This is a genomic window from Methylobacterium sp. UNC378MF (assembly GCF_900103195.1).
Taxonomy (GTDB): domain Bacteria; phylum Pseudomonadota; class Alphaproteobacteria; order Rhizobiales; family Beijerinckiaceae; genus Methylobacterium.
This window is the reverse complement of sequence record NZ_FMWU01000004.1, coordinates 1-23,929: the sequence shown is the minus strand read 5'-3', so window position 1 is coordinate 23,929 and position 23,929 is coordinate 1. Positions and strand designations below refer to the sequence as shown.

Below are 23,929 nucleotides of genomic sequence, written 5' to 3'. Positions count from 1 at the left end.
TGGGATCGGCTTCCGCGACGACGGGCGATGATGGGCGACGGTGGCGCGTTTCGGGCCTTGATCGGGTCGGCGCCCGCTCCGGCAGATGGCGAACTAAGTCAGCTCGACGATTCCGAGGCGGTCCGTCACAGGGATCGGCACCCGCCTTTCGGCAGAAAGCGTCTCGACGCTCACCGACCCGTCGTCGGCGAAGCGATGCAGGCGGACCCGCCGCGGCTGCCGCGACAGCCCGATCTCTACACGCCGCGCCGGGGTGTCCGGCCTCGGAGCCCGGCTGCGCCGATCCCAGCCGTCGAGGCCGAGCCAGATCGGGATCAGCGTCGCCCCGTCGTGGCGCGCGAACCGCGCGTGGACGAGATCGGGTATGGCGCCGGTGAGCGTGACGTCGCGATCGGCCGGGACGGCGGCGACCTCGCCGGCGGGCGTACCGAACAGCCGGATGAGGTTGCGTACCGCCGCGAAGGCGGGCGTCGGGCGGCCATCGTAGGCGAGGAGCCCGAAATGGCTCTCCGGGTCCGCGTCCCCCCGATCAAAGCTGGAGATCAACTCGTATAGGTAGGTCCGCCGCACCCCGTGCAGATAGCTCCAGAGCAGCAGCCGCGGCAGGTAGCGGGCGCGCAGCCCGGCCGAGATTGGCAGATGGGCGCTGCTGGTGGACAGCGCCGTGTGATAGCCATTCTCGGTGGCGATCACCGGCGCGTCGCCGAAGACCGGATGAGCGGCGGCCGCGAAGCGGGCGAGGCTGCCGGCGCCATCGGTTTCCGGGTGCTCCGCGCCAGGATAGGAATGGATGTTGGCGAGGTCGACCACCGTGGCGAGGTTCTGCGCGGCCGCGATGTTGCCCTGAATGTAGCTCGGGCCGGCAACCCGCACGGACCTGGCCCGGCTATCCGCCCGAACCGCGCGGTACAAGGCCGCCTGGTGATCGGCCGACAGGCGCGGAAGACCAGGACGCGCGGCCACGGGAGGCTCGTTGCCGCCTTCCGCCACGATGAGCCCGTCACCGGCCCAGCCGGCGATCTCGGCGAAGCGCTCCGGAGGCACACGCGGCCCCGGCGTGAGCCCGTCGTAAAAGATCAGGCTGAACCGGTAGCCCCGGTCGGCCAGATCCACGATCCGCTCGAATTGTCCGGCCGGCTCGTCGCCGGTGAGTATGATATCGTCGCGCAGGTGGCGAATGCCGAGATCGTCGAGGGCTTCAGCACAGGCTGCGAAGCGCTCGACATAGGGGCTGCCGCGATGGCCGAGATGTACGTTGACGCCGATCGAGTCGATCAAGTCTTCACAGCGATGGAGCGGCTCGGCCGCGGCCGCACGAGCCGCCGCGAGGGCGCCCGCGGTCAGCACGAGGGCCGATCGGCGCGTGAGCCTGGTCACGTCCGACCCGCCAGCGTCAGAACGCCGCGGGGCGCGGCGGACATCGTCGTGCCGGAGCGCGTCGACTCGGACCGCTTCACGGCCCGCATGAGTTCGTACAGCGCCTCGGCGACCCGGGCCTGGGCGGCGCCGGACCCGAAATTGTGGTCCACACCGGGCACCACCATCACCGGGGCGCCGAGGCGCCGGTCGGCTCTCCCGGGCGAGGACCCCAGCTGACGGCGCAGAGCCGCGAGACCGGGATCGCCCGCGCTGTAGAGCAGGCGGATCTCGGCGCCCCTGCGGCGGAGGGCGGCGATCCGCCGGGCTGGCGAGCCACCCGGCGGGCCGGGGCGCAAGGTCCGACGCATCCGACGGAACGCGGCCTCGATCCCACGCCGAGCCAGGACCGCGGCGATCGCGCCGATTCGGATCTCACCGCGGATCAGTCGGCGCCACGTCGCGCCCCGCTTGAGCAGGGCCGCGTAGGTGGATGCACTCCCGAAGGTTTGCCGGATCACTCGGTCGAGGTCCTGATCCGGATCCCAGTCGAAGCAGTAGAGGTTGAGCAGGAGCGCCCCGTCGGCCCGGTTGTCTCGGCAGAGGGCGTGGAAGGCCGCGTAGGCACCGCTGCAGCCGCCGACGAGCAGGATCGGACCGCCCGTGTCGGCGATCTGATCGATGGCCGAGAGCACATCGGCGAACCCGTCTGCCGCGAAGAGCGGCTTGCTCCGGTCTGGCCGGTCGACGCTGTCGCCGATGCCACGCAGATCGAACCGGAACGAACCGATCCCGTCCGCGGCGAGACGCCGGGCAAGATCGGTGGTCTGGCGCCCCCAGCCGGAATGCACGCTCATCCCGGTGGATACGAACAGGATCGTGGGCGCTGTCACGTCAGCTCGCTCGGGCCGGCACCGGATGCCGAACAGGCCCCGGGCGAACCGGACCGGCTCCTCCTCCCAACCCAAGCCCGTGAGGCGGGCAGAACCTATGGCGCCGAGGGGTGAACCACCGCTCAGCGGCCGGCCGCCCGGGGCACCCTGGGTCGCGAAGCCGGTGACGCGGGCGAAATCCGCTGCCGGGACATCGGAGAAGATCGGATCGCTGACGAGTGCGGCAAGACCCGGGAACGGCCCCGTCGTAACTTCGCAGCCGAGGGCTTCGAGGCGCGCGGATAAAATCCGCGTCTCCTGTGCGAGGAGCAGCACGCGACCGGCTGGCGCCCGCTCGAGACGCGCCAGACTCACGTCGGCGAGGTCTGCGAGGAAGGCCGACTCCATCCGGAAACCGCCCACGCTGAGGCTGTCCGGTTCCTGCGGCGGGGATGACCCGTCCGGCAGCCGTCCGATGGTTTGCGCCCGCAGCCGCATCTCGCGCAGGTAAGCGCGCCCGGTCGAGACGGGCGCCAGCAGCACCAGGCCTTCCACGTCCTCGTTCTGAGCGGCCAGGATCGCGAAGGTCGCCCCCAGGCGCAGGCCGACGAGAAGGATCTCCGTCACGCCGGCCGTCGCACGCAGGAAACGGATGGCCTGCCGGATCGCCGCGACGCAAGCCCCCACCCGCTTTTCTCCGGAATCGGCTGAATTGCCTTCCCCCGGATAGTCGAAGCGCAGCGTCGGGCAGCCGGCTCCGGCGAGACCCTCGGCCAATGCGCGCCAGGGCCGATGCGCGGCCATCTGCTCGAAACCGTAAGCCCCGCAGAGGACGACACCGCGCTGTCCGGCAGCCGGATGGAACCACCCGAACAGGCCCTCGAACGTCACCGGCACTGCCGTGTATGAACCGACCTCAACCGTCATGACCGAATTCCACGATCTCGCTGCTGTTGATCGCCCGCACGCTTCCGCGCGGAGGCTGAGCAGCATCGGCAAACGCGATGATCCGACTTTTTCCCGGCGCGAGATGGAAGCCGCTATCGGCCGGCCGCGCCCCCGCGGCGTGGACCTGGACACTGCAGGCGAAGCGCTCGGTGCTGATCCGCAGACCCGGGCCATCCGCGGTCGCGACGGGCTCGGCCCGGAGCCCGATGACCTCGCGGTCCAGCGGCCGCAGGCCGGGGAAATGAAAGCTTTCGGCGATCACGCGCCCGTCGGCGTCGCTCAGCTGCGCATGGGCGAGGTCGTGAACCCGCGGGCCGAACCGGTAGGCGTCGGTGGTGTCGAAGAAACGGCCGAGCAGCGCGCCGGAGGAGAGCGTGATGGCGGCCCGCGGAGAGACGACAAGGTCGCGCTCGGCCCGCGCCGCGACCCGGCCCCCGCAATCGGACAGGGCCAGCGTCAAGGTCAGCGTCTGCACCGCCGCCGTGTCGTTGAGGACGTGGACATGCAGGCCGTCCAGGCCCTCGTCTGTGAGGAGAACTTGGACGGGGCGGAAGGCCCGCTTCAGCGCGTACCACGCCGATTTCGGGCGCATCGTCCAGTCGATGACACCCCAGCCCGCTCCGGGTCCGAGATCACGAAGGAACAGGACGAGGCCACCGGCCGTCGGCGAGCGCGGACGGCGCCACTCCGCGAACGTCGCCTCCATGACCTCGCCCACCGCGGCGCGGCCGAGCTCGAGGTAGCGGTCCAGATCGCCGGCACGCAGCACAGCCGGATCGACGCCGTACAACTGGCCGACATAATGGTCGCGCACTGTCTCGAAGTCCCAATCGGCGCCCCGATCCCGTGGGATTCCGGCCGGCCACAGCGGATCGGCCGGCCCAGTCGGACCCGGCGTGCCGGGATCGGGCGGATTGGCGAAGGCGAGGCACTCGCTGGCAAAGCCGACCTCGGCCCGGCGGGCGTCCTCCAGGGGGCGTCGGTAGGCTCCGACACCGAAATAATGGGTGCAGCCGCCGCGCGGCGAGAACGGCAGGTCCCCGCCCGACGGCGAGTTCGGCACGACGATAAGATCGGGGCGCAGCGCCGCCACGCGCGCCGGCAGGATCGTCGCGCAGAAGGCGTCGGCCCAGACGGCACGGGGCGCGCCGAGCATCGCCGCCTGCTGCCAGACCTCGCTGCCGCCGCAGAGCACGCAGAGCGACGGCGCGGTCTGGGTCCGATCGAGGAACCCCGTCAGCTCGCGGTCGAGGCCGGCCGCGAAGGCCGGATCGTCGTGCGGGTAATCGAAGTTGGCGAGCATCAGATCCTGCCAGACCAGGATGCCCAGCTCGTCGCAGAGATCGTAGAAGTCCGGGGCCGGATAGAGCGTCGTACCGGGCACGCGCAGCATGTTCATGCCGGCCTCACGGACGAGGCTGAGCAGCCCGCGAGTCCCCTCCGACCCCAGTCCGACGAGATCGGGCGGCGTCCAGTTGGCGCCCCGGCAGAACACCGGCACGCCGTTCACCGCCAGTGACAGGCCGTCCTCGAAGGGCCGGGTGAGCGACACGGCGCGAAAGCCGACGCGGCCCAGATCGACGCGCATCCCGTCGATGCGCAGCTCGGCCGGGTGAAGGTTCGGAATCCCGTGGGTATGCGGCCACCAGGGTGCGATTCCGGGCAGCACCAGCTCGCCCGCGAACAGGCCTGGCTCGACCTCGGCGAGAGACGCTTCGCGGTCACCGCACCGGAGGATGGCGGAGTCCGTCTTCCCGTCGATCCGCAGGCGCACGGTCAGGCGGCCGATATCGCCGTCGAGGACCGCGCGCATACCGGCGACCTCCAGGCGGGGGCGGATCGGCTCGATCGTCAGCGGGCGGAACGGACCGACGAGGTCGATCTCGGGGCACCAGCCCGGCATGAAGCCGAGGACGCTCGTGCGCAGGTGGCGCAGCGAGCCTGGCGTGATCATCCGCGGGCGCCAACGCCCCCGCTTGGCCGGACGATCGAGTTCCCCTTTGAGCCCGCGGAAACAGAGCGCGAGGTCGGAAGCGGCTCCGAGTTCGACTTCAACGGTGTGCACCTCGAACATCGAGCGGGCGCAGAGGATCAGCACGCCGTCGAGCCAGATTTCCGCGAGGGTGGCGAGCCCTTCGAACCGAAGCCGGACCGGGCCCGGTCCGGCGATGCGGCTCCGGTACCAGACGTCGCGATCGTGAATCGGCTCCGGCGCAGCCTCGCTCCAGCGCCCGGCCGCCCGCAGGGCGGCGGCGGCGGTGCCCGGAATGGTCGCTGGGATCCAATCGGTCACCCCGTCGAGGTCGCCGGGGCCCGCGCAGGCGCCCGGCGGCGTCACGGCCAGTTGCCAGGGACCGCACCGGACCTCCGGCACGCGGTCGTCGACGATGCGGATGCCGGCCATCGCCTCTCAGCGGTCCAGCGCGCAGTCGAGTCCCGCGAAGACGCGGTCGTAGGTCGCAGCGAGGCGGTCGAGGCGTGGAGCCAGACCTTCCGCGGAGCGGCGGTGAAAGGCGCGGGCGAGCTGGAACTGAAAGGCCTTGGCCTCGCGACTCAGGTCCGCGGCCGCCGCCGCGGCGGCGGCGAACCCGCCGGCATCCCGGGCCTCAAGCCAAGTGAGATGACTGGCGAGCATCTCAAAATTGGCGCCGAGCTGGCGCGTCGTGTTGAAGGCGTAGGCGTGAAACACGCTGAGGGGCCGCACGACCAGATCACCGGCCGCCGCCGCCAGGGCGTCGCGGAAGGCCAGGACGGGATTGCGGCGCGGAGCCCGGGCGCGATGCCGGGCAAGCAGATCGCGGGCCGCCGCCGGCAGCTCCGCGGAGTTGAGAGGCGCGGCGATCGCCTTCACGAACTCGGCGTAGGGCGGCAACGTCGCGGGCCCGAAAATGCCTGCATAATCCGCCCCCGAGAGTCGGTAGCGCCCGGCATTGTGGAGGTAATCGAGTTGTTGCGTCGCCGGGTCGAGGGCCAGGATGCCGATCGTGGTCTTGGCGTGCTCCCGCCCGTAGGTGGTCCCCAGTGTATCGGGCAGATGGATCGCGTCGACCTCGACCAGCACTGGCCGGCCAGCCTTCGCCTGAACCACGGCGTGGGCCTCAAGGCCCCCATAGACCGCCAGTTCCAGTACCTCGAGGCCATAAAGCCGCTCGAGATCGCCGGGCGGCGGCTTGAAGAAGGTGAACTGGTCGCCCTCGAAATCCTGCCGGAGAGTGAAGCCCAGCATCGCCTCCGGCGCGAGGCCCCGCCCGTGAAGCAGTTCGATCCAGAGGTCGACGTAGCAATTCGTCTCCGGCCAATCCCGGCTGGACTCGTGGAGCGGATGCGGGACGTAGGGTCCCGGCGCTCCGAGACCCTCCGGCCGGCGCAGGGTGGCGGTCACCATTTCAGCCCCACAGCTCGGCGCGCACGGCGTCAGGCCAGGCGGCGAGGTCGAGCCCGTGGTGACGCAGGAGCGCCAGGGTGATCCGCTCAAGGCCGAAGCCCACGCAGGCCGTGTGGGCGACTTCGCCATCCGCCTGACGCAGCGCCCAGGTGCTCCCGAAATGGTCCTGGTGATAATTGAAGCTGAGACAGGCCGTCGGCTTCTCGAGGCTGTTGACCGGAACGTTCAGCTCGAACTTCAGGCCCTGTGCCCGTTGGTTGTTGGCCAGCATCCGGCCGGCCCGTCCGAAGAACGGATCGTTGGCCGCATCGATGGCGAGCGGGAGACCGAGGCCGCGCATCATGGCCGTGCCGCGTTCGAGCCAGGATTCGCGGAACGCGAGAACCTGCTCGGGACTGCCCATGCGCACGTATTCGCGCATCCGGAAAAGCTGCATCCGAGTCGGCTCGAGCGACGGCTCGCGGCGGAAGCAGTAGGATTGCAGGTCGAACAGACGGCCTTCGGCGGGCAGCATCCCTCGAGCTGCGGCGACCGGGTAGACCGGGTAGCAGGCCGCGGGGGTCAGGACGATGTCGGTCGCCTCCTGCTGGGCCGTCCAGTCGGTCCCGGTCTCGAGGCAGGCGAGGATTTCGGCATGGCCGCGCGCATCGCCACAGAAGCTGTGGACGGTTCCGGCGAGGTTCGGAAAGCCCTTCAGGTAACCGCTGCGCTCGAAGGCCGGCCGGCTCATGGCGGGCGGGAAGCGCAGCACCTCGGCCCCCTCGGCGGCGCCGAGGCGCGTGATCATACGGTCGAGAGCGTCGACGACGCTCTCGAAGCCGCCGCTGCGACCGTAGAGGCCGTCGACGCCGGTCCGTACCAGCAGCCCGTAGTCGAACAGGCGGTCGAGGAAGGTCGGGGTGCCGGCCGGCTCGTCGTCGAGCAGGGCGTCGCCAGGGAGAGAGGAGAGCGATTCCATCACGCACTCATGAGCTGGCCGCTGCCCTTCTGCACGAGCAGGAGCTTGGCGGTGTTGGCGAGGATGCGATCGTTGCCGATCATCAGCGGTGCGGAGAGGACGTCGCGCAGCGGCCGTCCCAGGCTGAAGGGCGTGTCGTTCCGGTACCCGGCGAGGCCGACGATCGCGAGGGCGCCCCGCACGATATCGACCGCCATGTCCGAAACGGTGACCTTCAGGTTGTTGAGCATCACGCAGAAGCCGACCGAGCCGATCGTGTCGGCGTCCCCGTGCGCATCCTCGAAGCGGCGCAGAGCCGATACGATGGCGCCGCGCATGGCTTGGTGCGCGTTGGAGACCTCGGCCAGCCGCAGGGCCGTGGGCGGGACCTGTCCGGGCCGGCGCCGCGCGTCGGCCTGCACGAACGCGCGGGCGCGGTCCAGCGCGTAGGTCGCGATCCCGTACCAGACGCTGCTCCACAGCAGGTGCGAGGATGCCAACATCGACTGGGCGGCGATCTCGGCAAAGGGCTTCGGCAGAATTTGCTCGAGCGGGACGTTTCGAGCCTCCAGACGGAAGCCGTCGCTGCAGGTCCCCCGCATGCCGAGGGTATCCCAGTCGCCCGTGCGCACGAGGGAAATCTGATCGGCCATCAGCGCAACGAGGACCTGATCGGAGGTCGCGGAATCCGGATGCCGGCGGGCGGTGGCGAGGATCAGATCGGCCTGGGCGCCGTAGGAAATGACCGACGCATCCTTGCCCAGGGCGAAACAATCCCCGGTCGTCTCCACGGCGCAGAGGCTGTTGCGCAGGTCGCCGCCGATGCCGGCCTCGGTGGTCGAGGAGGCGACCAGAAGCTGCTCGCCTGCGATGCGCTCCATGAGGTGGCCGTGCCACCGGCTGTCGAGGCCGTGGGTCACGAGGCTTGACACCTTGATGTGGTGCATCGCGAACACCATCGCGGCCGCGCTGCAGGCCTGCCCGAGGGTGCTGCACAGCTCGGCGATCTGCGTGAGGCCGGCGCCCTCGCCTCCGAACTGCCCCGGGATCTGAAGGCCCAGGAGACGCTCGGCCTTCATCGCGGCCACCGCCTCCTCGGGGAAGCGGCCTTCGCGATCGACGGCGTCGGCGTGGCGCGCCGCCACCGCGGCCGCCCGCTCTGCGCGCGCGGCGAGCGTGCTCATGCGGCTTCCTGCTGGATCAGGGTGGAGACGGCCTCGCGGATCGCGCGGATCGTCGAAAATGACTTGCGGTTCAGGAGCTCGTCGGGAAACTCGATGTTGAAGCGCTCCTCGAGCGCCAGCATCAACTGCACCGAACCGAACGAATCCAGCCCGAGATCGAACAGGCTGTCATCCTCGGAGAGCCGATCGGCCTTGCCGGAGAAGGCCTCGTTCGAGCCGAGAATCTCTCGGATATCTTGAGCGATGTTCAAGGCGGAACTCCTTATACCAGTGATCATGACGCTATTGAACAAATCGGCGCGCCGTCAAATTATCCATCGATTAATAGTAAATGGCGGTTTTCCTGCCGCGTCGAAAACTGGCCCGTGGCCCAAACAGAAGTCACGCAGAGCCAAGTCGCTATAGTCTCCGCCGCGACCTTTACGATCACTTTCCGGCCCTGATTTCGTGATCGTATTTTTCAGGGAACTTGGGGGTGAGGTAACCCACGCGTGTAACCACGCCGGGTAATTTGGTTTCCGGACGCCGCGCCATTTAGGACGATTTCGAACTCATCGTGACGTTGTGGGGCCACGTCGGTCATAAAGGCGGGGCTTCGCTCGTCCCGGGTGGAGCCCAGCCATCAGTCGGCGCGCGATGATCTACAACCTGCAAATTCTGCGTGCCGTCGCGTCGTACCTGGTCTTCCTCACACATTACGGCCTGTACATCGGACCGGTCCTGCCGCGCCCGGATCTCCTGGCCTTCGGCGCCTGCGGCGTCGACGTGTTCTTCGTCCTGTCCGGCTTCATCATGTTCGTGAGCACCAGCCGGCGCCACGAGAGTCCCGGTGGATTCCTGCTCCGCCGGGCTTCGCGCGTCGTCCCGGTCTACTGGCTGGTCACGATCGGCTTGGCGCTCATCGCCCTGACCGGCCTGAGGCCCATCGGGATCATGGAGGTCCGGCCAGATTATCTGATCCAGTCGCTGCTATTCCTGCCGTTTTCCCGAGGCGGCTATATCGAGCCGCTGAATTCGGTCGGCTGGACGCTCAACTACGAGATGTTCTTCTACATGGTCTTCGCAGGCCTGCTGCTGGTGCCGAAGCCCGCCTTTCGGGCACTCGGCGGGGCCGCAATCTTCCTCGCGCTGATCCTGCTCGGATGTCTGCCGAATTCCAGCCTCTACTGGGCGTATTACACGAAGCCCATCGTCATCGAGTTCGCCGCCGGCATCGGGCTGGGCTACGCCTATCTCCGCCTCGGCGCACCGCCCGCGGGCTTCCCGGTCCGGCGTGCGGCTGGGGCGGCCTTGGCGATGGCGGCGCTGCTCGTCCTCGGCGGCCAGTTCGGGGCCTACGCGCTCGGCATCGAACCCGAATTGTCCGGTTTCGCCCGCCCGCTATTCTGGGGCACCGCGGCCGTCCTGGTCGTTGGCGCGCTGCTACTACTGGAGCAGGGCGGTATCGCGCTCCAGTCGCGGTGGCTGCTTTCACAGGGGAATGCGAGCTACTCGTTCTACCTGATCCACAACCTTCTGCTGCACAGTGCCGCCAAGGTCGCGACAATCTTAGTGGCCCCCGGGTTCGGACGGGCAGCCCTGATCTTCGCGCTCGCGTTCCCGGCCGCTGTGGCTGCCGGAGAGTTGCTGTTCCGCTATGTCGAGACCCCGGTGATCGCTGGCCTGCGACGACGGCTCGACCGGCGGGCGTTTCCTCCCCCCCTGCCCGCTCCGATCGTCTCGTAACCTGCGACGCGGATGGGGCCGATCTGAGACGCGTCTGATCGCGCCCGAGTTGGACCCACTTCTTAACGTTAATTTTTTATGAAAATTAAGTTTACACGCGCTATTGTCCTCTTCGTTGACCCTCATTTTTGTTTGGTATCCACGTGGTGACCCCTTTTTTACACGTAATGTCTCTACTACGCTCTCGGGTGTGCCTTTACTCGCTGTCGCAGGTGAGACCCGCAGGGCGGAATTCATTCTTCCAGCGTCCGGCGCACCGACGAGGAAGCTGTGATGCGTGTCGCGATTGTCCACGACTGGCTGTATATCGTCGGCGGCGCCGAGCGTGTCCTTGAGCAGCTGCTGCGGATCTATCCCGACGCCGATGTCTACGCGCTCTTCGACTTCCTGCCGGCGGCAGACCGGGCAAAGCTGGGATACAGGCAGGCGCAGACGAGCTTCATCCAGCACCTGCCCTTCGCGCGGACGCGGCATCGCAACTACTTGCCATTGATGCCGATCGCGATCGAGCAGTTTGATCTGTCAGCCTACGATCTCGTCATCTCCAGCAGCTACGCCGTGGCCAAGGGCGTCCTGACCGGGCCGGACCAGCTCCACGTCTCCTATATCCACTCGCCCATGCGCTACGCCTGGGACATGCAGCACACCTACCTGCGGGAGAGTGGCTGCGAGACGGGGATGAAGAGCCTGCTCGCCCGGCTCATCCTCCACCGGATGCGGATCTGGGATTTCCGTACATCGGCCGGTCCGAATGCGATCGTGGCCAATTCCGCCTTTGTCGCCCGGCGCATCCATAAGGTCTACGGCCGGACGGCCGAGGTCATCCATCCGCCGATCACACTGCCGAACCAGCGCTTCGACGGACCACGCGACAACCACTTCCTCGTGGCAAGCCGGCTCGTACCCTACAAGAACGTCGAGGCCGTCATCCGCGCCTTCGCCCTGCTCCCCGACCTCGAACTCGTGGTCGCAGGCTCCGGCCCCGACGCGGCGCGGCTGCGCGAAATCGCGGGACCGAACGTGTCCTTCGCGGGCTTCGTCCCGGACGCGGAGCTGCGCCATCTCATGGCCACGGCCCGCGCCTTCATTTTCGCGGCCGAGGAGGATTTCGGGATCATCGTGGTCGAAGCCACGTCTGAGGGCACTCCGGTCCTCGCGCTGGGCCGCGGCGGCGCGCGGGAGACGGTTCAGATTCGGGGCCCGCAGCGCACAGGAATGTTCTTCGATAAGCCCGAGCCGCAGGCCATCGCCGATTGCGTGCGCCGGTTTTTGCAACAGCAGAGCCATTTCACCCGGGAGGCCTGTTGGGCGCAGGCGGAGCTGTTCTCGGCCGACCTGTTCCGGAGCCGGTTCGCGAACTTCGTCGATGAGCAGCTCGTTCTGCACCGGGCCGCTTGCGAAACGCGCCCGCGGATCCTGCCGCGCCTCGAAGCCGTCGGCTGAGGGCGGTCCGCATGTCCTTCCTGACTGTAGATCTGGCTGATCGAACGCCCGTCCGCGCTTTTGCCCAGGAGCCGGCGCGCGGCAATCCACTGGCCGCCTCACTCGCCCGGATCTGGCATCGGCGCTACCTGTTCGCGGCGGTGTTCGCCACGATTCTCGGACTCGTGATCACGGCACTGCTGATGATCCAGCCGCAATACGTGGCGAGCGGCTCAGTGATCGTCGCCGAGGCCGAACCGGGCGCCAACAATGCCTCCATGGCCTGGATCCAGAAGATCGGCGACCCGGCCGACATCGAGAGCCAGATCCTCGTAATCCGCTCGCCCCGGTTGCTCCGCCTCGCGATCGACGAGGGCCTGACCGCATCCGTCTTGGCCGAGTGCCGCTACGCGGCCACGAGCGGGCATCCGGACCAGATCAGCGCCAAGAAGGAAGCCGCCTGCACGAAGCTCACGACGGATCGCAACGCCCTCGTCGAGTATCTGCAGAAGCGCTACTCGGTCCTCAGCTCCGGCCGCTCGCGTATCATCACCATCGGCTACAAGTCGCCGCTGCCCGAGACGGCGCAGACGATGGCCAACGGCCTGATCAACGCCTTCCTCGATGATCAGCGGGAGACCCAGGCTTCGAGCCGCAAGGCGGCCGCCGACTGGCTTCACACCGAGATCAGCCAGCTGGACGCGTCGATCCGCGCGGATGACACCCGGATCCAGACCTTCCGGCGGCGCAAGGGACTCCTGAAGGGTTCGACGGCGCCAATCAGCGCCGAGCGGCTGACCAGCATCAGCCAGCAGCTTGCGGCCGCCGAGACGGCCAAGGCGGACGCCGCCGCGCGCCTCAGCGAGATCGAGAGCAAGGGTGCCCGCGGCGCCGACAGCGCCCCGGCGGTTCTGGCAAGCCAGACCGTCGTATCTCTGAAGCAGCAGCTCAGCGGCGTCAGCGCGCAGCTCGCCAATCAGAGCACCCTGCTGGGTGCGAACCATCCGGTCATCCGGGCGCTCGAGACCGAGCAGGCGAGCCTGCGCGCGCGCATCGAGCAGGAGGTCGGCAACGTCGCAAAGGGCTTGCGCAAGTCCTACGAGGCGTCGAACGCCCTCGCCAGGTCGCTGCGGGCGCAACTCGAAACCGCAAAGACCGAGGCCGCCGCCGCCATGGACGACGAGGCGTCGATCGAGGGCATGGTGCGCAATGCCGAGATCAAGCGCACTCGCTACGCCGATCTGGTGAAGCGGGCGGGCGAGCTGGAGACCGAGCGGCGGATCCTCACCGGCAGCACGCGGCTGGTCAGCCTCGCTGAGGTACCGCAGGAGCCGTTCTCACCCAAAGCGGTGCCGTTCCTAGCGGGCGGCATCGTACTCGCGGGCGTGCTGGCCGCGGCCGCGGCGCTGCTTCGGGACTACACCGATCGACGGGTGCGCAATTCCGAGCAACTCATGGCCGGTACCGGTGCTCCGGTCTTCGCGCAGCTGCCGAGCCTCGAGCCGGCCGGCCTCGTCGGACGCTTCTCCGAGCGTCAGCGCGAACTCGACCTCGCGGAGGCGTTGGCGCGGGCGCGGGTCGATCCAGTGATGCAGAACGTCCTGCGCAACCTGCACGCCCATCTCGTGCTGGCAGGCGCCGGCAAATCCCGCATCATCCTTGTGACCTCGGGGAAGCCGCGGGAGGGCAAGTCGTTCACGGCTTTCGCGCTCGCCGGCATCGGCGCAGCGATCGGTCGGCGGGTCCTCGTGGTTGAATGCGACCTGCGGCGTCCAAACTTCGAGGCCTCGCTGGGGCTTGGCCGCGGGCCGGGACTCGGCGGCGTGCTCCGCGGCGAGATCGATCCGGCCGAGGCTGTAGTCGCAGCCGGGCGCTTCGACGTCATTCCGGCGGGGACGCCCACCGCGGATTCGACCGAGCTTCTGATGAGCGACCGGATGGCGGAGTTCCTGCAGTGGAGTCGCCGCTACGACCTCGTCCTCCTCGACACGCCGCCGACAAGCCTGCTGATGGACGCGCCGATGCTCGCCCGTCACGTTGACGGCGTGCTCTGCTGTGCGCGCTATGGTCGCTCGCAGCTCTCCGACACCGTCGAGACCGTGGCGAACCTGCGCCGGGCTGGCGGTACCGTGCTAGGCATCGCGATGACGATGGTCCGGCCGGGCACCCAATCGACCTACGATGTCATGCCGCTGGCCAATCCGCGCACGGCCGCGAGCGCCAGATGACCGAGGTTCTTCCCGACGAGGCGCTCTCCGAGCGCGAGCCCATCGGCCGGGCGCGGTCCGCGCCGTCCGGGCGCGCCGCGCGCCCCCGCGTTCTGTTCGTCAGTCACACCGGCACCATGTCGGGGGCGGAGCTGGTGCTGCGCGACGCGGTTCAGCCCTGGACCGGCTCGACGGCCTTCTTGTTCGAAGACGGCACCCTCGCGGAGGCGCTGCGCGGCCAGGGACTGGAGATCCGCCTCGCCCATCGCCGGACGGCCCTGACGGCGCTCCGGCGAGATGCCTCTCCCCTGAGCGCCCTGCCGCTGCTCGGCCGGCTCGGCGCCCTGATGGTGGAGATCGCACGGGCGGCGCGTCGCTGTGACGTCGTCTACGCCAATTCGCAGAAGGCCTTCCTCCTGTCGGCCCTCGCCGCGCGCGCAGTCGGTCGCCCCCTGATTTGGCACCTGCACGACATCCTCGACAGCGCGCATTTCGGCCGGGCGCAGCGCATTCTGCAGGTGCGCCTCGCCAATCTCAGCGCCGCCCGGGTGATCGTACCGTCGGAGGCAGCGGCACGAGCGTTCGTTTCGGCTGGCGGACGCCGGTCCCTGGTCCGCGTAGTTCCGAACGGCCTCGACCTCGAGCGCGATCCCCGCCCGGCAGCGTCTCTGCGCGCGGAACTCGGCCTGCCGGCGGGCCCCCTCGTCGGAGTGTTCAGCCGCATCGCGCCCTGGAAGGGGCAGGACGTACTGATCGACGCCCTGGCAACGCTGCCCGGCCTGCGCTGCATCGTCGTCGGCGCGCCACTGTTCGGCGAGGATTCCTACGCGGCGCATCTGCGTGACCTCGCGGCGGCGCGCGGATTGTCGGACCGCATCCTGTTCCTCGGTCAGCGGGACGATGTTCCCCGGCTGATGCAGGCGGTCGACGTGGTCGTGCATCCCTCGGTCGATCCGGAGCCGTTCGGACGCACCCTCGTCGAGGCGATGCTCGCCGGGGTGCCGGTAATCGCCACAGATACTGGCGCCTCGGCGGAGATCCTCGACGGCGAAGCGACCGGAACCCTGGTTCCGCCGCGGCGGCCGGATCGCCTCGCGGCGGCCCTGTCGGAGCTGCTCGGCAATCCGGATGCCTACGCGGCACGAACCGATCGCGCGCGGGCGCGGGCGCTGTCCCGCTACGGCGCGAGCCGGATGCAGCACGACCTCGCCGATCTCATCCTCGAGGCCGTCGGCCGCACCTGACGGGCCGACGGTCTGCCGACCTCGAATGGAGCCAACCGAGCCGCCATGCCGCGCGTCCTCGTTAACATGCCGAGCCAGTATGGCGGTCGGCCCTCGGGCGTCGCGCTCGTCGCCTTCCGGGTGATCGCCGGCCTGGTCGCGCGCGGCACCTTCTCGGTCGTGCTCCGCTCCCCCTGGAGTCGCGATCAGCTGCCGGCAGCGATCCGAGACCGTATCGAGATCGTCACGGTGCCACGCCCGCGGGTCATGCTGCTCGACGTCCTGTGCCAGATGCTCACGATCCCGCGGCTGTGCCGCGCCAAGCACATCGACGTGGTGCTGAACGCCGATCCCTATGGCGCTGCCTTCGGCGGCCGCGCGCGGGTCAGCGTCGTCCACGACCTCTATTTCCGTACGCTGGCCGACCGCCTCCACTCCCGCGAGGCCCTGACCACCGATCCGATCTTCCGGCTCGTCCTCGGCAGCAGTGCCCGGGTGATCGCCGTGTCGGAGGCGACCCGGCGCGACCTTGAACATTTCTACCCGCAGCTCCGTGGCCGCGCCCACACCGTACCGTCCGCGGCGATGCTCGATCCGGCGCTCCATGCGCCCGCGACCGGGATCCCAGCCGGGCCCTTCGTGCTGGCGGTTGGCAACGCCCTGTACAACAAGAACTTCGCGACCCTCGCGCGGGCCGTGGCGGGGCTCGGGCGCCCGGGACTTGGGATCGTCCACGTGGGCGAGGATCCCGACGAGGCGATCGCCGCGGCCCTCGGCGGTGCGCAGGTTCCGCTGACACGCCTGTCACGGATCGGCGACAACGAGCTTGCCGCCCTCTACCGCGGGGCGCTGTGCCTGTGCGTCCCGTCCTTCGCCGAGGGTTTCTGCCTGCCCGTGCTGGAGGCTCAGGCGCTGGATTGTCCGGTCATCTGCTCGGACCGGTCTGCGACCCCCGAGATCGCCGGGTCCGGCGCCCTAACCTTCGATCCTGCCGACGCCGCCGCGCTCACCGCATGCCTGCGCCGGCTGCTCGACGAGCCCGGCCTCCGCTCCTCGCTGATCGCGCGAGGCCGCGACAATGTCCGCCGGTATGATTGGGCCGAGACCGCCCGCCGCTACGAGAGCCTGCTGCTCGAGGCGATGCGGGACGGCGTACCGGCGCGATCCGCCCAGGAGGTGTCCCATGCGCATCCTGCACCTTAACTCGCTCTACCCGCCCGAACAGGTTGGTGGCGCCGAACTCATGGTCGAGACGCTTGCTCGGACCCAGGCGGCGCTGGGGCACGACGTCGCCGTCGCCTGCGCCGCGCGGACGGAATGCGAGCCTGTCTTGCAGGACGGCGTCACCGTGTACCGCACCGGGTACGGGACCCCGTTCCACATCCTCGACTGGACGCAGCGCGGCCGGCTCGACCGCATCCGCTACAAGCTCGCCGCGCAGTGGAACCGCCACGCCCTCGACCGGATGGCGCAGGCGGTCCGGGACTTCGCTCCCGACCTCGTGAACACGCATTCGATCTCTGAGCTGCCGCCGGCACTCTGGCCGATGCTCCGGCGGTTCGGGGTGCCGATCGTGCACACGCTGCACGACTTCACCAGCCTCTGCACGAACGGCGCGATGGTGCGCCACGGCCGGCCCTGTGGCGGCCAGCATCTCAAATGCCGCGTATACGGCGAATCCCATCGGCGCTGCCAGAGCGCGGTGACGGCGGTTTCCGCCGTGGGCTCTGACATTCTCGACTGCCACCTCGACGCCGGCTTCTTCACCGCGGTGCCGCCGTCGCTGCGCCGGGTGATCTGGAATCCGATCCACCCCGGGCCGCCGGCGGCGCGGCGCCGACGGCAGCCGGGTAAGCCGGTGCGGTTCGGCTATCTGGGGCGGATCGAGCCGGCCAAGGGCTTCGACATCCTCCTCGAAGCCTGTCGAAGGCTGCCGGAGGAAGGCTGGCGGCTTGCGGTCGCCGGCCGCGCCGTTGACGGGTTGGATCGCTACCGCGCCCTGGCCGAGGGTCTGCCCGTGACCTTCCTGGGCTACACGGAGCGCGATGCCTTCCTCGACGGCCTCGACTGCCTCGTGGTGCCGCCGATCTGGCCCGAGCCTTTCGGCCGCACGGTTGCAGAGGCCTATGGGCGCGGCGTCCCGGTGATCGGAACCGCGACCGGCGGCATCGGGGAGCAGATCGGGCCGGGCCCCTGGCTCGTGCCGTCAGGCGATGCCCCGGCACTCGCCAGCGCGATGACCCGGATCGTCGCGGAGCCGGCTCGCCTCGCCGAGGGGCTCGCCCGCGCCGCCCGCATCCGCGCCGGCACCGATCCGGTCGCCGTCGCGGCCGCCTATCTCGACCTCTACGCCGCGACCCGCGACGCGGCCTGCCTCGAACCGCTTTCCGAGCTTTCCGCGCATGCGGAGCGCCCGCACCTCAGCGAGTGCCGTCCATGATCACCCCGACCCTGTCCTCGAACTATGCCCGGGTTCGCGCGGAGGAGCCGCGCTCCCAGGGCCAGGACCGGCCGAGGGATCAGGCCGCCGCGCGCGCGGTGACCGGCCCCTTACGGATCCTGCATCTCAGCGCCCTCTACCCGCCCTACATCGTGGGCGGCGCCGAGCGCTCCGTGGAGCATCTCGCCGAGGAGCTGGTCGCGGCCGGCCATACGGTTGCGGCGGCCTGCATCGCTCGGGAGCCGGAGCCCAAGAGCGTGCGCGGCGGCGTCACCGTCTACCGCATGGCGCACCACAACGATTTCTGGCTGGAGGATTGGCCCAAGGCCACCCGGTTCGGCCGCGCCTGGGCCAAGCTCAAGCAGCAATGGAACTTCGCTGTCGCGGCCGAGTTCGGCCGCGTCCTCGACGATTTCCGGCCCGACATCGTCAACACGCACTCGCTGCTCGACGTCTCGACCCTGGTCTGGCGCGAGGCGGCCAAGCGCGGGATCCCGATCGTCCATACGGTCTGCGAATACGACCTGATCTGCGGCAACGCCGCGATGTTCAAGGACGGCAAGCCGTGCGACCGCTGGCACCTGGGCTGCAAGGTGGTCAACGCCGCCAAGCAGATCACCAACCGTTCGGTGGACGCCGTCGTCAGCGTCGGGACCGAGATCCTCAAGACCCACGTCGATCACGGGTTGTTCGCGCATCTTGCGCCCGAGCGGCGCCGGGTGATCTTCTATTCCTGCACCGTCCCCGAGGGCGACCCGGAGGCTCGGCGCCGGATCGACCGGACCGGCCAGCCGATGACCTTCGGCTATCTCGGCCGGATCAACACCGAGAAGGGGGTCGGCACGATGATCGACGCCTTCCGGCGGATCGGCCCCGGCGACTGGCGCTGCCTCGTCGCCGGCCACGCGATGGACGACTCGATCGAGCGCTTCAAGGCCCAGGCCGAGGGACTGCCGATCGAGTTCGTCGGCTGGGCGAAGCCCGCCGAGTTCCTCAGCGCCATCGACGTGCTCATCGTCCCGTCGTTTTGGGCCGAGCCCTCGCCGCGGACGATCTACGAGGCCTACACGATGGGCGTTCCGGTCATCGGGGCGGCCTCGGGCGGGATCCCCGAGCTGATCGGCGAGGACAACGCCGACTGGCTGTTCACCCCGGGCGATGACGCGGACCTCGCCGCGCGGCTGCGGACCGTGATCGCCCGCGGCCGCGGCGACTTGCCCGACGAGCGCTCCTTCCAGCACGTCATCCGCGAATCCACCTCGCAACGCGTCGCCGAGAAGTACATCGATCTGTACGCCGAACTCGTCGCCGAGCGTCGGGCGTCTAGGCCTTGAGCGCCGCCGCGCCGGCCCTGTCGGAGGCGGCCGCCGCCGAAGAGGAGCCGGGGCTCGCCTCCGGCGCCGCGGTGACGCGCCGCTCGTTCGACGCTGCGCGCTGGGTGGCGGTCGCCTCCGTGGGCAACGTCGTCCTGAGCTTCGGCGTGTTCCTCGTGCTCGCCCGCCTCATCGGGCCCGCCGAGTTCGGGATGGTGGCGATCGCCGCCGTCTTCATCGACATCCTGCAGATCGTGGCCCGGTGCGGCCTGCCCGACGCGGTGGTCCAGCGCGCCGACCTCGACGAGGACTTCGCCGCCACCGCCTTCTGGGTGATGCTCGCCACGGGCGTCCTGTGCGCCGTGGGCCTCGTGGCCCTGGCCGGCCCGATCGCCTGGATCTTCGACCTGCCGGCGCTGCAACCGGTCCTCTGCGCGCTCTCGGCCTGCTTCGTGATCACGGCCGCGGGCGCGATCCACGAGGCGCGGCTCCAGCGGAGCTTCGGCTTCCGCAAGCTCGCCCTGCGGGCGCTCGGCGCCAACATCCTCGGCGGAGCCGCGGCCCTCGTGCTGGCCCTCGAAGGCTACGGCGTCTGGAGCTTGGTCATCCAGCGGCTCGTCGCCGCGACCGCGACCACGCTCCTGACCTGGGCGGCGGCCCGCTGGATCCCGCCCCTGCGGCTGCACCTCGCCTCCGTGCGCGAGCAGATCGCGTTCGGCTCGCGGCTGTTCTGCACCTACCTGCTGCTCGTCGCCTCGATCCGGAGCCAGGAGGTGATCGCGGCCTACTTCCTGTCCGCGACCGATGTCGGCTACCTGCGCCTCGCGTGGCGCTGCATCGACCTCGTAAGCCAGGTGGCGGTCATCCCTCTGACCACGGTCGGGCTGACCACCTACGCGCGCCTCCAGGACCGGCCGGGCGAGCTGGCCGCGGCCTTCCACGGCTTCACCGAGGCCTCGGCGTTCCTGGCCGTGCCGGCCTTCTTCGGCATGGCGGCCGTGGCCCCGACCCTCATCCCGTTCCTGTTCGGCGACCAGTGGCACGACGCGGCGCCGGTGCTGCGGACGCTGGCGCACCTCGCTCCGGAATTCGTCGCCACCTCGATGCTGTGGATGATCTTCACCGCCCTGGGACGCAACGGCACGGCGCTGCGGCTCGCCGGCGCGCAGTTCGGCCTCGGCGCCGTGGCGGCACTCGTGACCGCGCCCTTCGGCCTCGCCGCCCTGGCCGCCGGACACGTCGCGCGGGCCTACCTGTTCACGCCCGCGATCGTCGCCAGCGCCGGGCACGTCGTCCCGGTCACGAACGGGCGGCTCGTCCGGCTCCTCGCGCCGATCACGCTCTGCGCCGGCGCGATGGCCGGGCTCGTGCTGCTCGTCCAGGATCCGATTCACGCTGCCATCGGGGACCGGATCGGCCTGTTCGCGGCCGTCGGAGTCGGGATCGCGGCCTATCTGGGCCTCGCCTGGGTCTTCATGCGCGGCACGCTCCGCACGGCCGTCGGTCACTTCCTCAGGCGCCCTGCCTGATCTGCACTCTCCGCCAACCTTTGTGGGCGACACTGCCCGCCGAAGGCCGCAACCGGCGGAGGATTCATCGCCGGCAGGTACGCGGGGACGGTGCAGGACGATGGCGGGACAGGCGTTGCCGATCGGAACGAGTGCGCCGGCCGCGTCCCTCCTCCCGGACCGCGTCGCCGTGTTCCTGCTCGGCGCCGCCCTGAACTTCAATGTCCTGACCTCGACCTTCGGGCTGCCGTTCCAGCGCCTGTCCGACCTGCTGCCGTTCCTGCTCATCCCCTGGCTGGGCTTACGCCGCGCCGTCGTCGCGGAGGCGGTGCGGCAGGCCGCGCCCCTCACCGGCATCCTGGCGCTGATCGCGGCCTCGCTGGTGCTGAAGGCGCACAAGCAGGCAGGCGACGTCTACCTGACCCTCGTCCTGCTGCTCTACGTGGTTCAGGCGTTCATCCTGCTGGTGATGTTCCGCGACCGGCGCGTCGAGGATGCGTTCTGCGTCGGCCTGCTCGCCGGCATGCTCGCCTCCCTCGCGGTGCTGCTGCTCGCCGCGTCCGGCATGCAGCTCGACCGGTTCGGGCTCGCGGTCCCCACGGACGGGCTCGACGAGGAGCTGAAGCTGTTCGTGCAGGACAAGCAGGGCGGCCTCTGGGCCTCCGGCAACGAGACTGGCCACGTCTTCGCGCTGGCCGGGGCCGCGGCCCTGCTGCTCAGCCTGCGCTATCGCTTGAAGACCATCTACCTCGCCTACTTCGCGGCCCTCCTGGCGAGCTTCCCGTTCACCAACAACCGCGCCGGCCTATTCATGCCGTTGCTGTTCCTCGGCCTGCTGATGTGGCGGAACCTCAAGGCGCCCGCCGTACTGGCCGCGTTCGGCGTCCTGGGCGCCCTCCTCGTGGTCTGGGCTGTAACGGGGGAGATCCCGCTGCCTGGGACCCTGTCCCAGGCGATCGAGAGGCGCTTCGCCGAGGACCACAACGTCACGGGCAATTTCGACGAGCGGTTCCTGTCCGGCGTGACCGCACTCCAGCTCGTCATCGCGTACCCGTTCGGCGTCGGCGAGGTCGCCCGCCGGGAGGAGCTGCAGGCGCTGACGGGCCTCGTGACGCCCCATAACGGCTTCGTTTCGCTGGCGCTCCAGAGCGGCATCGCCACGGCGCTGCTGCTGATCGCCGGCCTCGGGCGGATCCTGCTGGCGCCCGCCGCGTTCGGGCCGTTCCTGACCTACAGCGCGGTGTTCTTGATCCCGTCGCTGATGTTCGAGGAGCTGTCGGTCAACCAGTACTTCCTCTTCTTCATGGGCTTCATCCTCGCATCCCTCGCGCTGCCGCCGGACCGCGCGCAATTGGCTCCGGGATAGGGGCCGCGCCGCGACGGAGCGCGGCGCGGCCTGCACGCTCAGCGCATGACGAAGGGGTTCTCCGGCGCGTCGCGGCTCGTGGAGATCCACACGCTCTTGGTCTCCAGATACTCGCGGATCGCCTCGATGCCGCTCTCGCGGCCGATGCCCGAGCGCTTCATGCCGCCGAACGGCATCATGTAGCTCACAGCCCGGTAGGTATTCACCCAGACGGTCCCGGCCCGCAGCCCCTTCGACATGCGCATGGCGCGGCCGATATCCTGGGTCCAGACGCCGGCCGCGAGCCCGTAGATCACGTCGTTGCCGACCTTCAGCGCCTCGGCCTCGTCCTCGAAGCCGATGATCGACAGGACCGGGCCGAACACCTCCTCCTGGGCGATGCGCATGTCGTTCGTGACGCCCGTGAAGATCGTCGGCTCGACGAACTGGCCGCCGAGCACGCCGGGACCGGAAGCGGGATTGCCGCCGAAGACGCAGCGCGCGCCCTCGCTCTTGGCGAGCGCGATGTAGTCGAGCACCTTCGTGTACTGGGGCGGCGTCGTGATCGGCCCGATATTGGTGTCCGACTGCATCGGGTCGCCGAGCTTGGCGGTGCGGGCAAGCTCGACCAGGCGCTCGGTGAATTCCTGGCGGATGCTGTTCTGCACCAGCAGGCGCGAGCCGGCGATGCAGGTCTGCCCGGTGGCCGCGAAGATGCCCGAGATCGCCCCCGCGGCCGCGGCCTTCAAGTCGGCGTCGGCGAAGACGATGTTGGGCGACTTCCCGCCGAGCTCCAGGGAGACGCGCTTGATCTGCCGCGCGGCGGCCTCGTAGACCTTCGCCCCGGTGACGTCGGAGCCCGTGAAGGTGATCTTGGCGACGTCCGGATGCTCGACGATGGCGGTACCGGCCTCACCGCCGAAGCCGGTGACGACGTTGAACATGCCGTCGGGCAGCCCGGCCTCCTTGGTCAGGCGGGCGAATTCCAGCGTGCTGGCGGACGCGAACTCGGAAGGCTTCACCACGACCGCGCAGCCTGCCGCGAGCGCGGGGGCGCATTTCCAGGCGACGAACAGGAGCGGCGAGTTCCACGCCGTCAGCGCTCCGACCACGCCCACCGGCTCGTGCCGGGTGAACGCGAAGGTCTCGGGCTTATCGATCGGCACCTGCGCGCCCTCGACCTTGTCGGCGAGGCCCGCATAGTACCACCACCATTCCGGCTGGTAGCGGGTCTGGCCGTACATCTCGGCAAACAGCTTGCCGTTGTCACGGACCTCGACCTCGGCCAGCGCCTTGGCTTCGCGCTCCACGAGGTCGCCGATCCGACGCAGGATCTTCCCTCGGGCGGAGGCCGTCATGGTAGCCCAGGGGCCCTCCCACATGGCGCGCTTGGCGGCGGCCACCGCCAAGTCGACGTCCGACCGCCCGGCACGGGGGATCCGGGCCCAGGGCTCGCCGCGGTAGGGGTCGATGGACTCCAACCACGAGCCTTCGACCGGATCGACGAACTGCCCATCGATGTAGAGCTGATAGGTCTTCACGGCGCGCCTCTCCGAGTGCGGATGCGCGCCATATGGATCCTCGGGCCGCCTCAGGCGAGCCCGGCCGCTAGGCGTTTGCGGTGAGGCGCTTGAGGTCGGCGTCGACCATCTCGGTGATCAGTGCCTCGAGGCTCGTCTCGGCCTCCCAGCCGAAGGTCGCCTTGGCCTTGGCTGGGTTGCCGAGCAGCACCTCGACCTCCGCCGGCCGGAACAAGGCCGGGTCGATGACCAGATGGTCGTCGATGTTGAGCCCGACATGCTTGAACGCGATCGCGCACATGTCCCGCACCGTCGTGGTCCGGCCGGTGGCGATCACGTAATCGTCCGGGCGGTCCTGCTGCAGCATCAACCACATCGCCTTCACGTAGTCGCGGGCGTGGCCCCAGTCGCGCTTGGCGTCGATGTTGCCCAGCCGCAGCTCCTTCTGCTGGCCCAGCTTGATCCGCGCCACCGCGTCCGTGACCTTGCGGGTGACGAACTCGACGCCGCGCAGCGGGCTCTCGTGGTTGAACAGGATCCCGTT

The 23,929-nt window shown here is 69.4% G+C and carries 18 protein-coding genes; 9 read left to right on the top strand and 9 right to left on the bottom strand.

Going from position 1 to position 23,929, the window contains the following annotated elements:
* Window positions 1–93: 93 nt before the first annotated feature.
* Genes BLT59_RS05255 through BLT59_RS05225 form a run of 7 tightly spaced genes read right to left on the bottom strand, consistent with a single transcriptional unit; the run spans window position 94 to window position 8,933 of the window.
* Window positions 94–1,377, bottom strand: a complete 1,284-nt coding sequence (locus BLT59_RS05255) for a hypothetical protein (RefSeq protein ID WP_091777238.1) — start codon at window positions 1,375–1,377, stop codon at window positions 94–96.
* Window positions 1,374–3,155 (bottom strand): alpha/beta fold hydrolase, encoded by a 1,782-nt coding sequence (locus BLT59_RS05250; protein ID WP_091777236.1) that lies wholly within the window; start codon window positions 3,153–3,155, stop codon window positions 1,374–1,376. The genes BLT59_RS05255 and BLT59_RS05250 overlap by 4 nt, the downstream gene beginning before the upstream one ends.
* Window positions 3,145–5,580, bottom strand: coding sequence for a glycosyl hydrolase 2 galactose-binding domain-containing protein (locus BLT59_RS05245; protein ID WP_091777234.1), 2,436 nt, complete (start codon window positions 5,578–5,580; stop codon window positions 3,145–3,147). The genes BLT59_RS05250 and BLT59_RS05245 overlap by 11 nt, the downstream gene beginning before the upstream one ends.
* Window positions 5,581–5,586: 6 nt before the next feature.
* The gene (locus tag BLT59_RS05240; protein WP_244513852.1) at window positions 5,587–6,561 is read right to left on the bottom strand and encodes a DUF1839 family protein; all 975 of its coding nucleotides are present in this window, start codon (window positions 6,559–6,561) and stop codon (window positions 5,587–5,589) included.
* A 1-nt stretch (window position 6,562) separates the two neighbouring features.
* Window positions 6,563–7,519 carry an amino acid--[acyl-carrier-protein] ligase gene (locus BLT59_RS05235; protein ID WP_175543932.1) on the bottom strand — a complete coding sequence of 319 codons (957 nt, stop codon included), beginning with the start codon at window positions 7,517–7,519 and terminating at the stop codon, window positions 6,563–6,565.
* Window positions 7,519–8,682: an acyl-CoA dehydrogenase family protein gene (locus tag BLT59_RS05230; protein ID WP_091777232.1), complete on the bottom strand. Its 1,164-nt coding sequence runs from the start codon at window positions 8,680–8,682 to the stop codon at window positions 7,519–7,521. The genes BLT59_RS05235 and BLT59_RS05230 overlap by 1 nt, the downstream gene beginning before the upstream one ends.
* A complete protein-coding gene (locus BLT59_RS05225; protein WP_091777230.1) occupies window positions 8,679–8,933 on the bottom strand; it encodes an acyl carrier protein in 255 nt (84 codons plus the stop codon). The genes BLT59_RS05230 and BLT59_RS05225 overlap by 4 nt, the downstream gene beginning before the upstream one ends.
* Before the next feature lie 385 nt (window positions 8,934–9,318).
* Here BLT59_RS05225 and BLT59_RS05220 point away from each other — a divergent pair, with 385 nt between their 5' ends.
* The 9 genes from BLT59_RS05220 to BLT59_RS05180 all read left to right on the top strand — a co-directional run bounded on the left by BLT59_RS05220 (window position 9,319) and on the right by BLT59_RS05180 (window position 21,886).
* The gene (locus tag BLT59_RS05220) at window positions 9,319–10,407 is read left to right on the top strand and encodes an acyltransferase family protein (protein WP_091777228.1); all 1,089 of its coding nucleotides are present in this window, start codon (window positions 9,319–9,321) and stop codon (window positions 10,405–10,407) included.
* 273 nt (window positions 10,408–10,680) lie between these two features.
* Window positions 10,681–11,850, top strand: coding sequence for a glycosyltransferase (locus tag BLT59_RS05215; RefSeq protein WP_091777226.1), 1,170 nt, complete (start codon window positions 10,681–10,683; stop codon window positions 11,848–11,850).
* An 11-nt stretch (window positions 11,851–11,861) separates the two neighbouring features.
* Window positions 11,862–14,057 carry a GumC family protein gene (locus BLT59_RS05210; protein WP_091777224.1) on the top strand — a complete coding sequence of 732 codons (2,196 nt, stop codon included), beginning with the start codon at window positions 11,862–11,864 and terminating at the stop codon, window positions 14,055–14,057.
* Window positions 14,054–15,280 carry a glycosyltransferase family 4 protein gene (locus BLT59_RS05205; RefSeq protein ID WP_091777222.1) on the top strand — a complete coding sequence of 409 codons (1,227 nt, stop codon included), beginning with the start codon at window positions 14,054–14,056 and terminating at the stop codon, window positions 15,278–15,280. Before BLT59_RS05210 ends, BLT59_RS05205 begins: the two co-directional genes overlap by 4 nt.
* Window positions 15,281–15,325: 45 nt before the next feature.
* Window positions 15,326–16,462: a glycosyltransferase family 4 protein gene (locus BLT59_RS05200; RefSeq protein ID WP_091777220.1), complete on the top strand. Its 1,137-nt coding sequence runs from the start codon at window positions 15,326–15,328 to the stop codon at window positions 16,460–16,462.
* On the top strand, window positions 16,443–17,699 hold the full coding sequence (locus BLT59_RS05195; protein ID WP_091777218.1) for a glycosyltransferase family 4 protein: 1,257 nt from the start codon (window positions 16,443–16,445) through the stop codon (window positions 17,697–17,699). The genes BLT59_RS05200 and BLT59_RS05195 overlap by 20 nt, the downstream gene beginning before the upstream one ends.
* Window positions 17,696–19,033, top strand: coding sequence for a glycosyltransferase family 4 protein (locus BLT59_RS05190; RefSeq protein ID WP_091777216.1), 1,338 nt, complete (start codon window positions 17,696–17,698; stop codon window positions 19,031–19,033). The genes BLT59_RS05195 and BLT59_RS05190 overlap by 4 nt, the downstream gene beginning before the upstream one ends.
* Window positions 19,030–20,541, top strand: a complete 1,512-nt coding sequence (locus BLT59_RS05185; RefSeq protein WP_091777214.1) for a lipopolysaccharide biosynthesis protein — start codon at window positions 19,030–19,032, stop codon at window positions 20,539–20,541. The genes BLT59_RS05190 and BLT59_RS05185 overlap by 4 nt, the downstream gene beginning before the upstream one ends.
* 115 nt (window positions 20,542–20,656) lie before the next feature.
* Window positions 20,657–21,886 carry a hypothetical protein gene (locus BLT59_RS05180; RefSeq protein WP_244513851.1) on the top strand — a complete coding sequence of 410 codons (1,230 nt, stop codon included), beginning with the start codon at window positions 20,657–20,659 and terminating at the stop codon, window positions 21,884–21,886.
* A 38-nt stretch (window positions 21,887–21,924) separates the two neighbouring features.
* Here the strand turns inward: BLT59_RS05180 and BLT59_RS05175 are convergent, their stop codons facing one another.
* Together BLT59_RS05175 and BLT59_RS05170 are read right to left on the bottom strand one after the other, a co-directional pair.
* A complete protein-coding gene (locus BLT59_RS05175; RefSeq protein WP_091777209.1) occupies window positions 21,925–23,406 on the bottom strand; it encodes an aldehyde dehydrogenase in 1,482 nt (493 codons plus the stop codon).
* Window positions 23,407–23,473: 67 nt separating this feature from the next.
* On the bottom strand, window positions 23,474–23,929 hold a 456-nt coding region (locus BLT59_RS05170), incomplete at its 5' end, for a GDP-mannose 4,6-dehydratase (RefSeq protein ID WP_139173961.1).

What these genes read in the sequence shown, in the direction of transcription:
- BLT59_RS05250 (WP_091777236.1), bottom strand. Translation starts at nt 3,155, where the DNA reads ATGACGGTTGAGGTCGGTTCATACACGGCAGTGCCGGTGACGTTCGAG.
- BLT59_RS05205 (WP_091777222.1), top strand. Translation starts at nt 14,054, where the DNA reads ATGACCGAGGTTCTTCCCGACGAGGCGCTCTCCGAGCGCGAGCCCATC.
- BLT59_RS05230 (WP_091777232.1), bottom strand. Translation starts at nt 8,682, where the DNA reads ATGAGCACGCTCGCCGCGCGCGCAGAGCGGGCGGCCGCGGTGGCGGCG.
- BLT59_RS05245 (WP_091777234.1), bottom strand. Translation starts at nt 5,580, where the DNA reads ATGGCCGGCATCCGCATCGTCGACGACCGCGTGCCGGAGGTCCGGTGC.
- BLT59_RS05235 (WP_175543932.1), bottom strand. Translation starts at nt 7,519, where the DNA reads ATGGAATCGCTCTCCTCTCTCCCTGGCGACGCCCTGCTCGACGACGAG.
- BLT59_RS05200 (WP_091777220.1), top strand. Translation starts at nt 15,326, where the DNA reads ATGCCGCGCGTCCTCGTTAACATGCCGAGCCAGTATGGCGGTCGGCCC.
- BLT59_RS05220 (WP_091777228.1), top strand. Translation starts at nt 9,319, where the DNA reads ATGATCTACAACCTGCAAATTCTGCGTGCCGTCGCGTCGTACCTGGTC.
- BLT59_RS05190 (WP_091777216.1), top strand. Translation starts at nt 17,696, where the DNA reads ATGATCACCCCGACCCTGTCCTCGAACTATGCCCGGGTTCGCGCGGAG.
- BLT59_RS05210 (WP_091777224.1), top strand. Translation starts at nt 11,862, where the DNA reads ATGTCCTTCCTGACTGTAGATCTGGCTGATCGAACGCCCGTCCGCGCT.
- BLT59_RS05195 (WP_091777218.1), top strand. Translation starts at nt 16,443, where the DNA reads ATGCGCATCCTGCACCTTAACTCGCTCTACCCGCCCGAACAGGTTGGT.
- BLT59_RS05215 (WP_091777226.1), top strand. Translation starts at nt 10,681, where the DNA reads ATGCGTGTCGCGATTGTCCACGACTGGCTGTATATCGTCGGCGGCGCC.
- BLT59_RS05240 (WP_244513852.1), bottom strand. Translation starts at nt 6,561, where the DNA reads ATGGTGACCGCCACCCTGCGCCGGCCGGAGGGTCTCGGAGCGCCGGGA.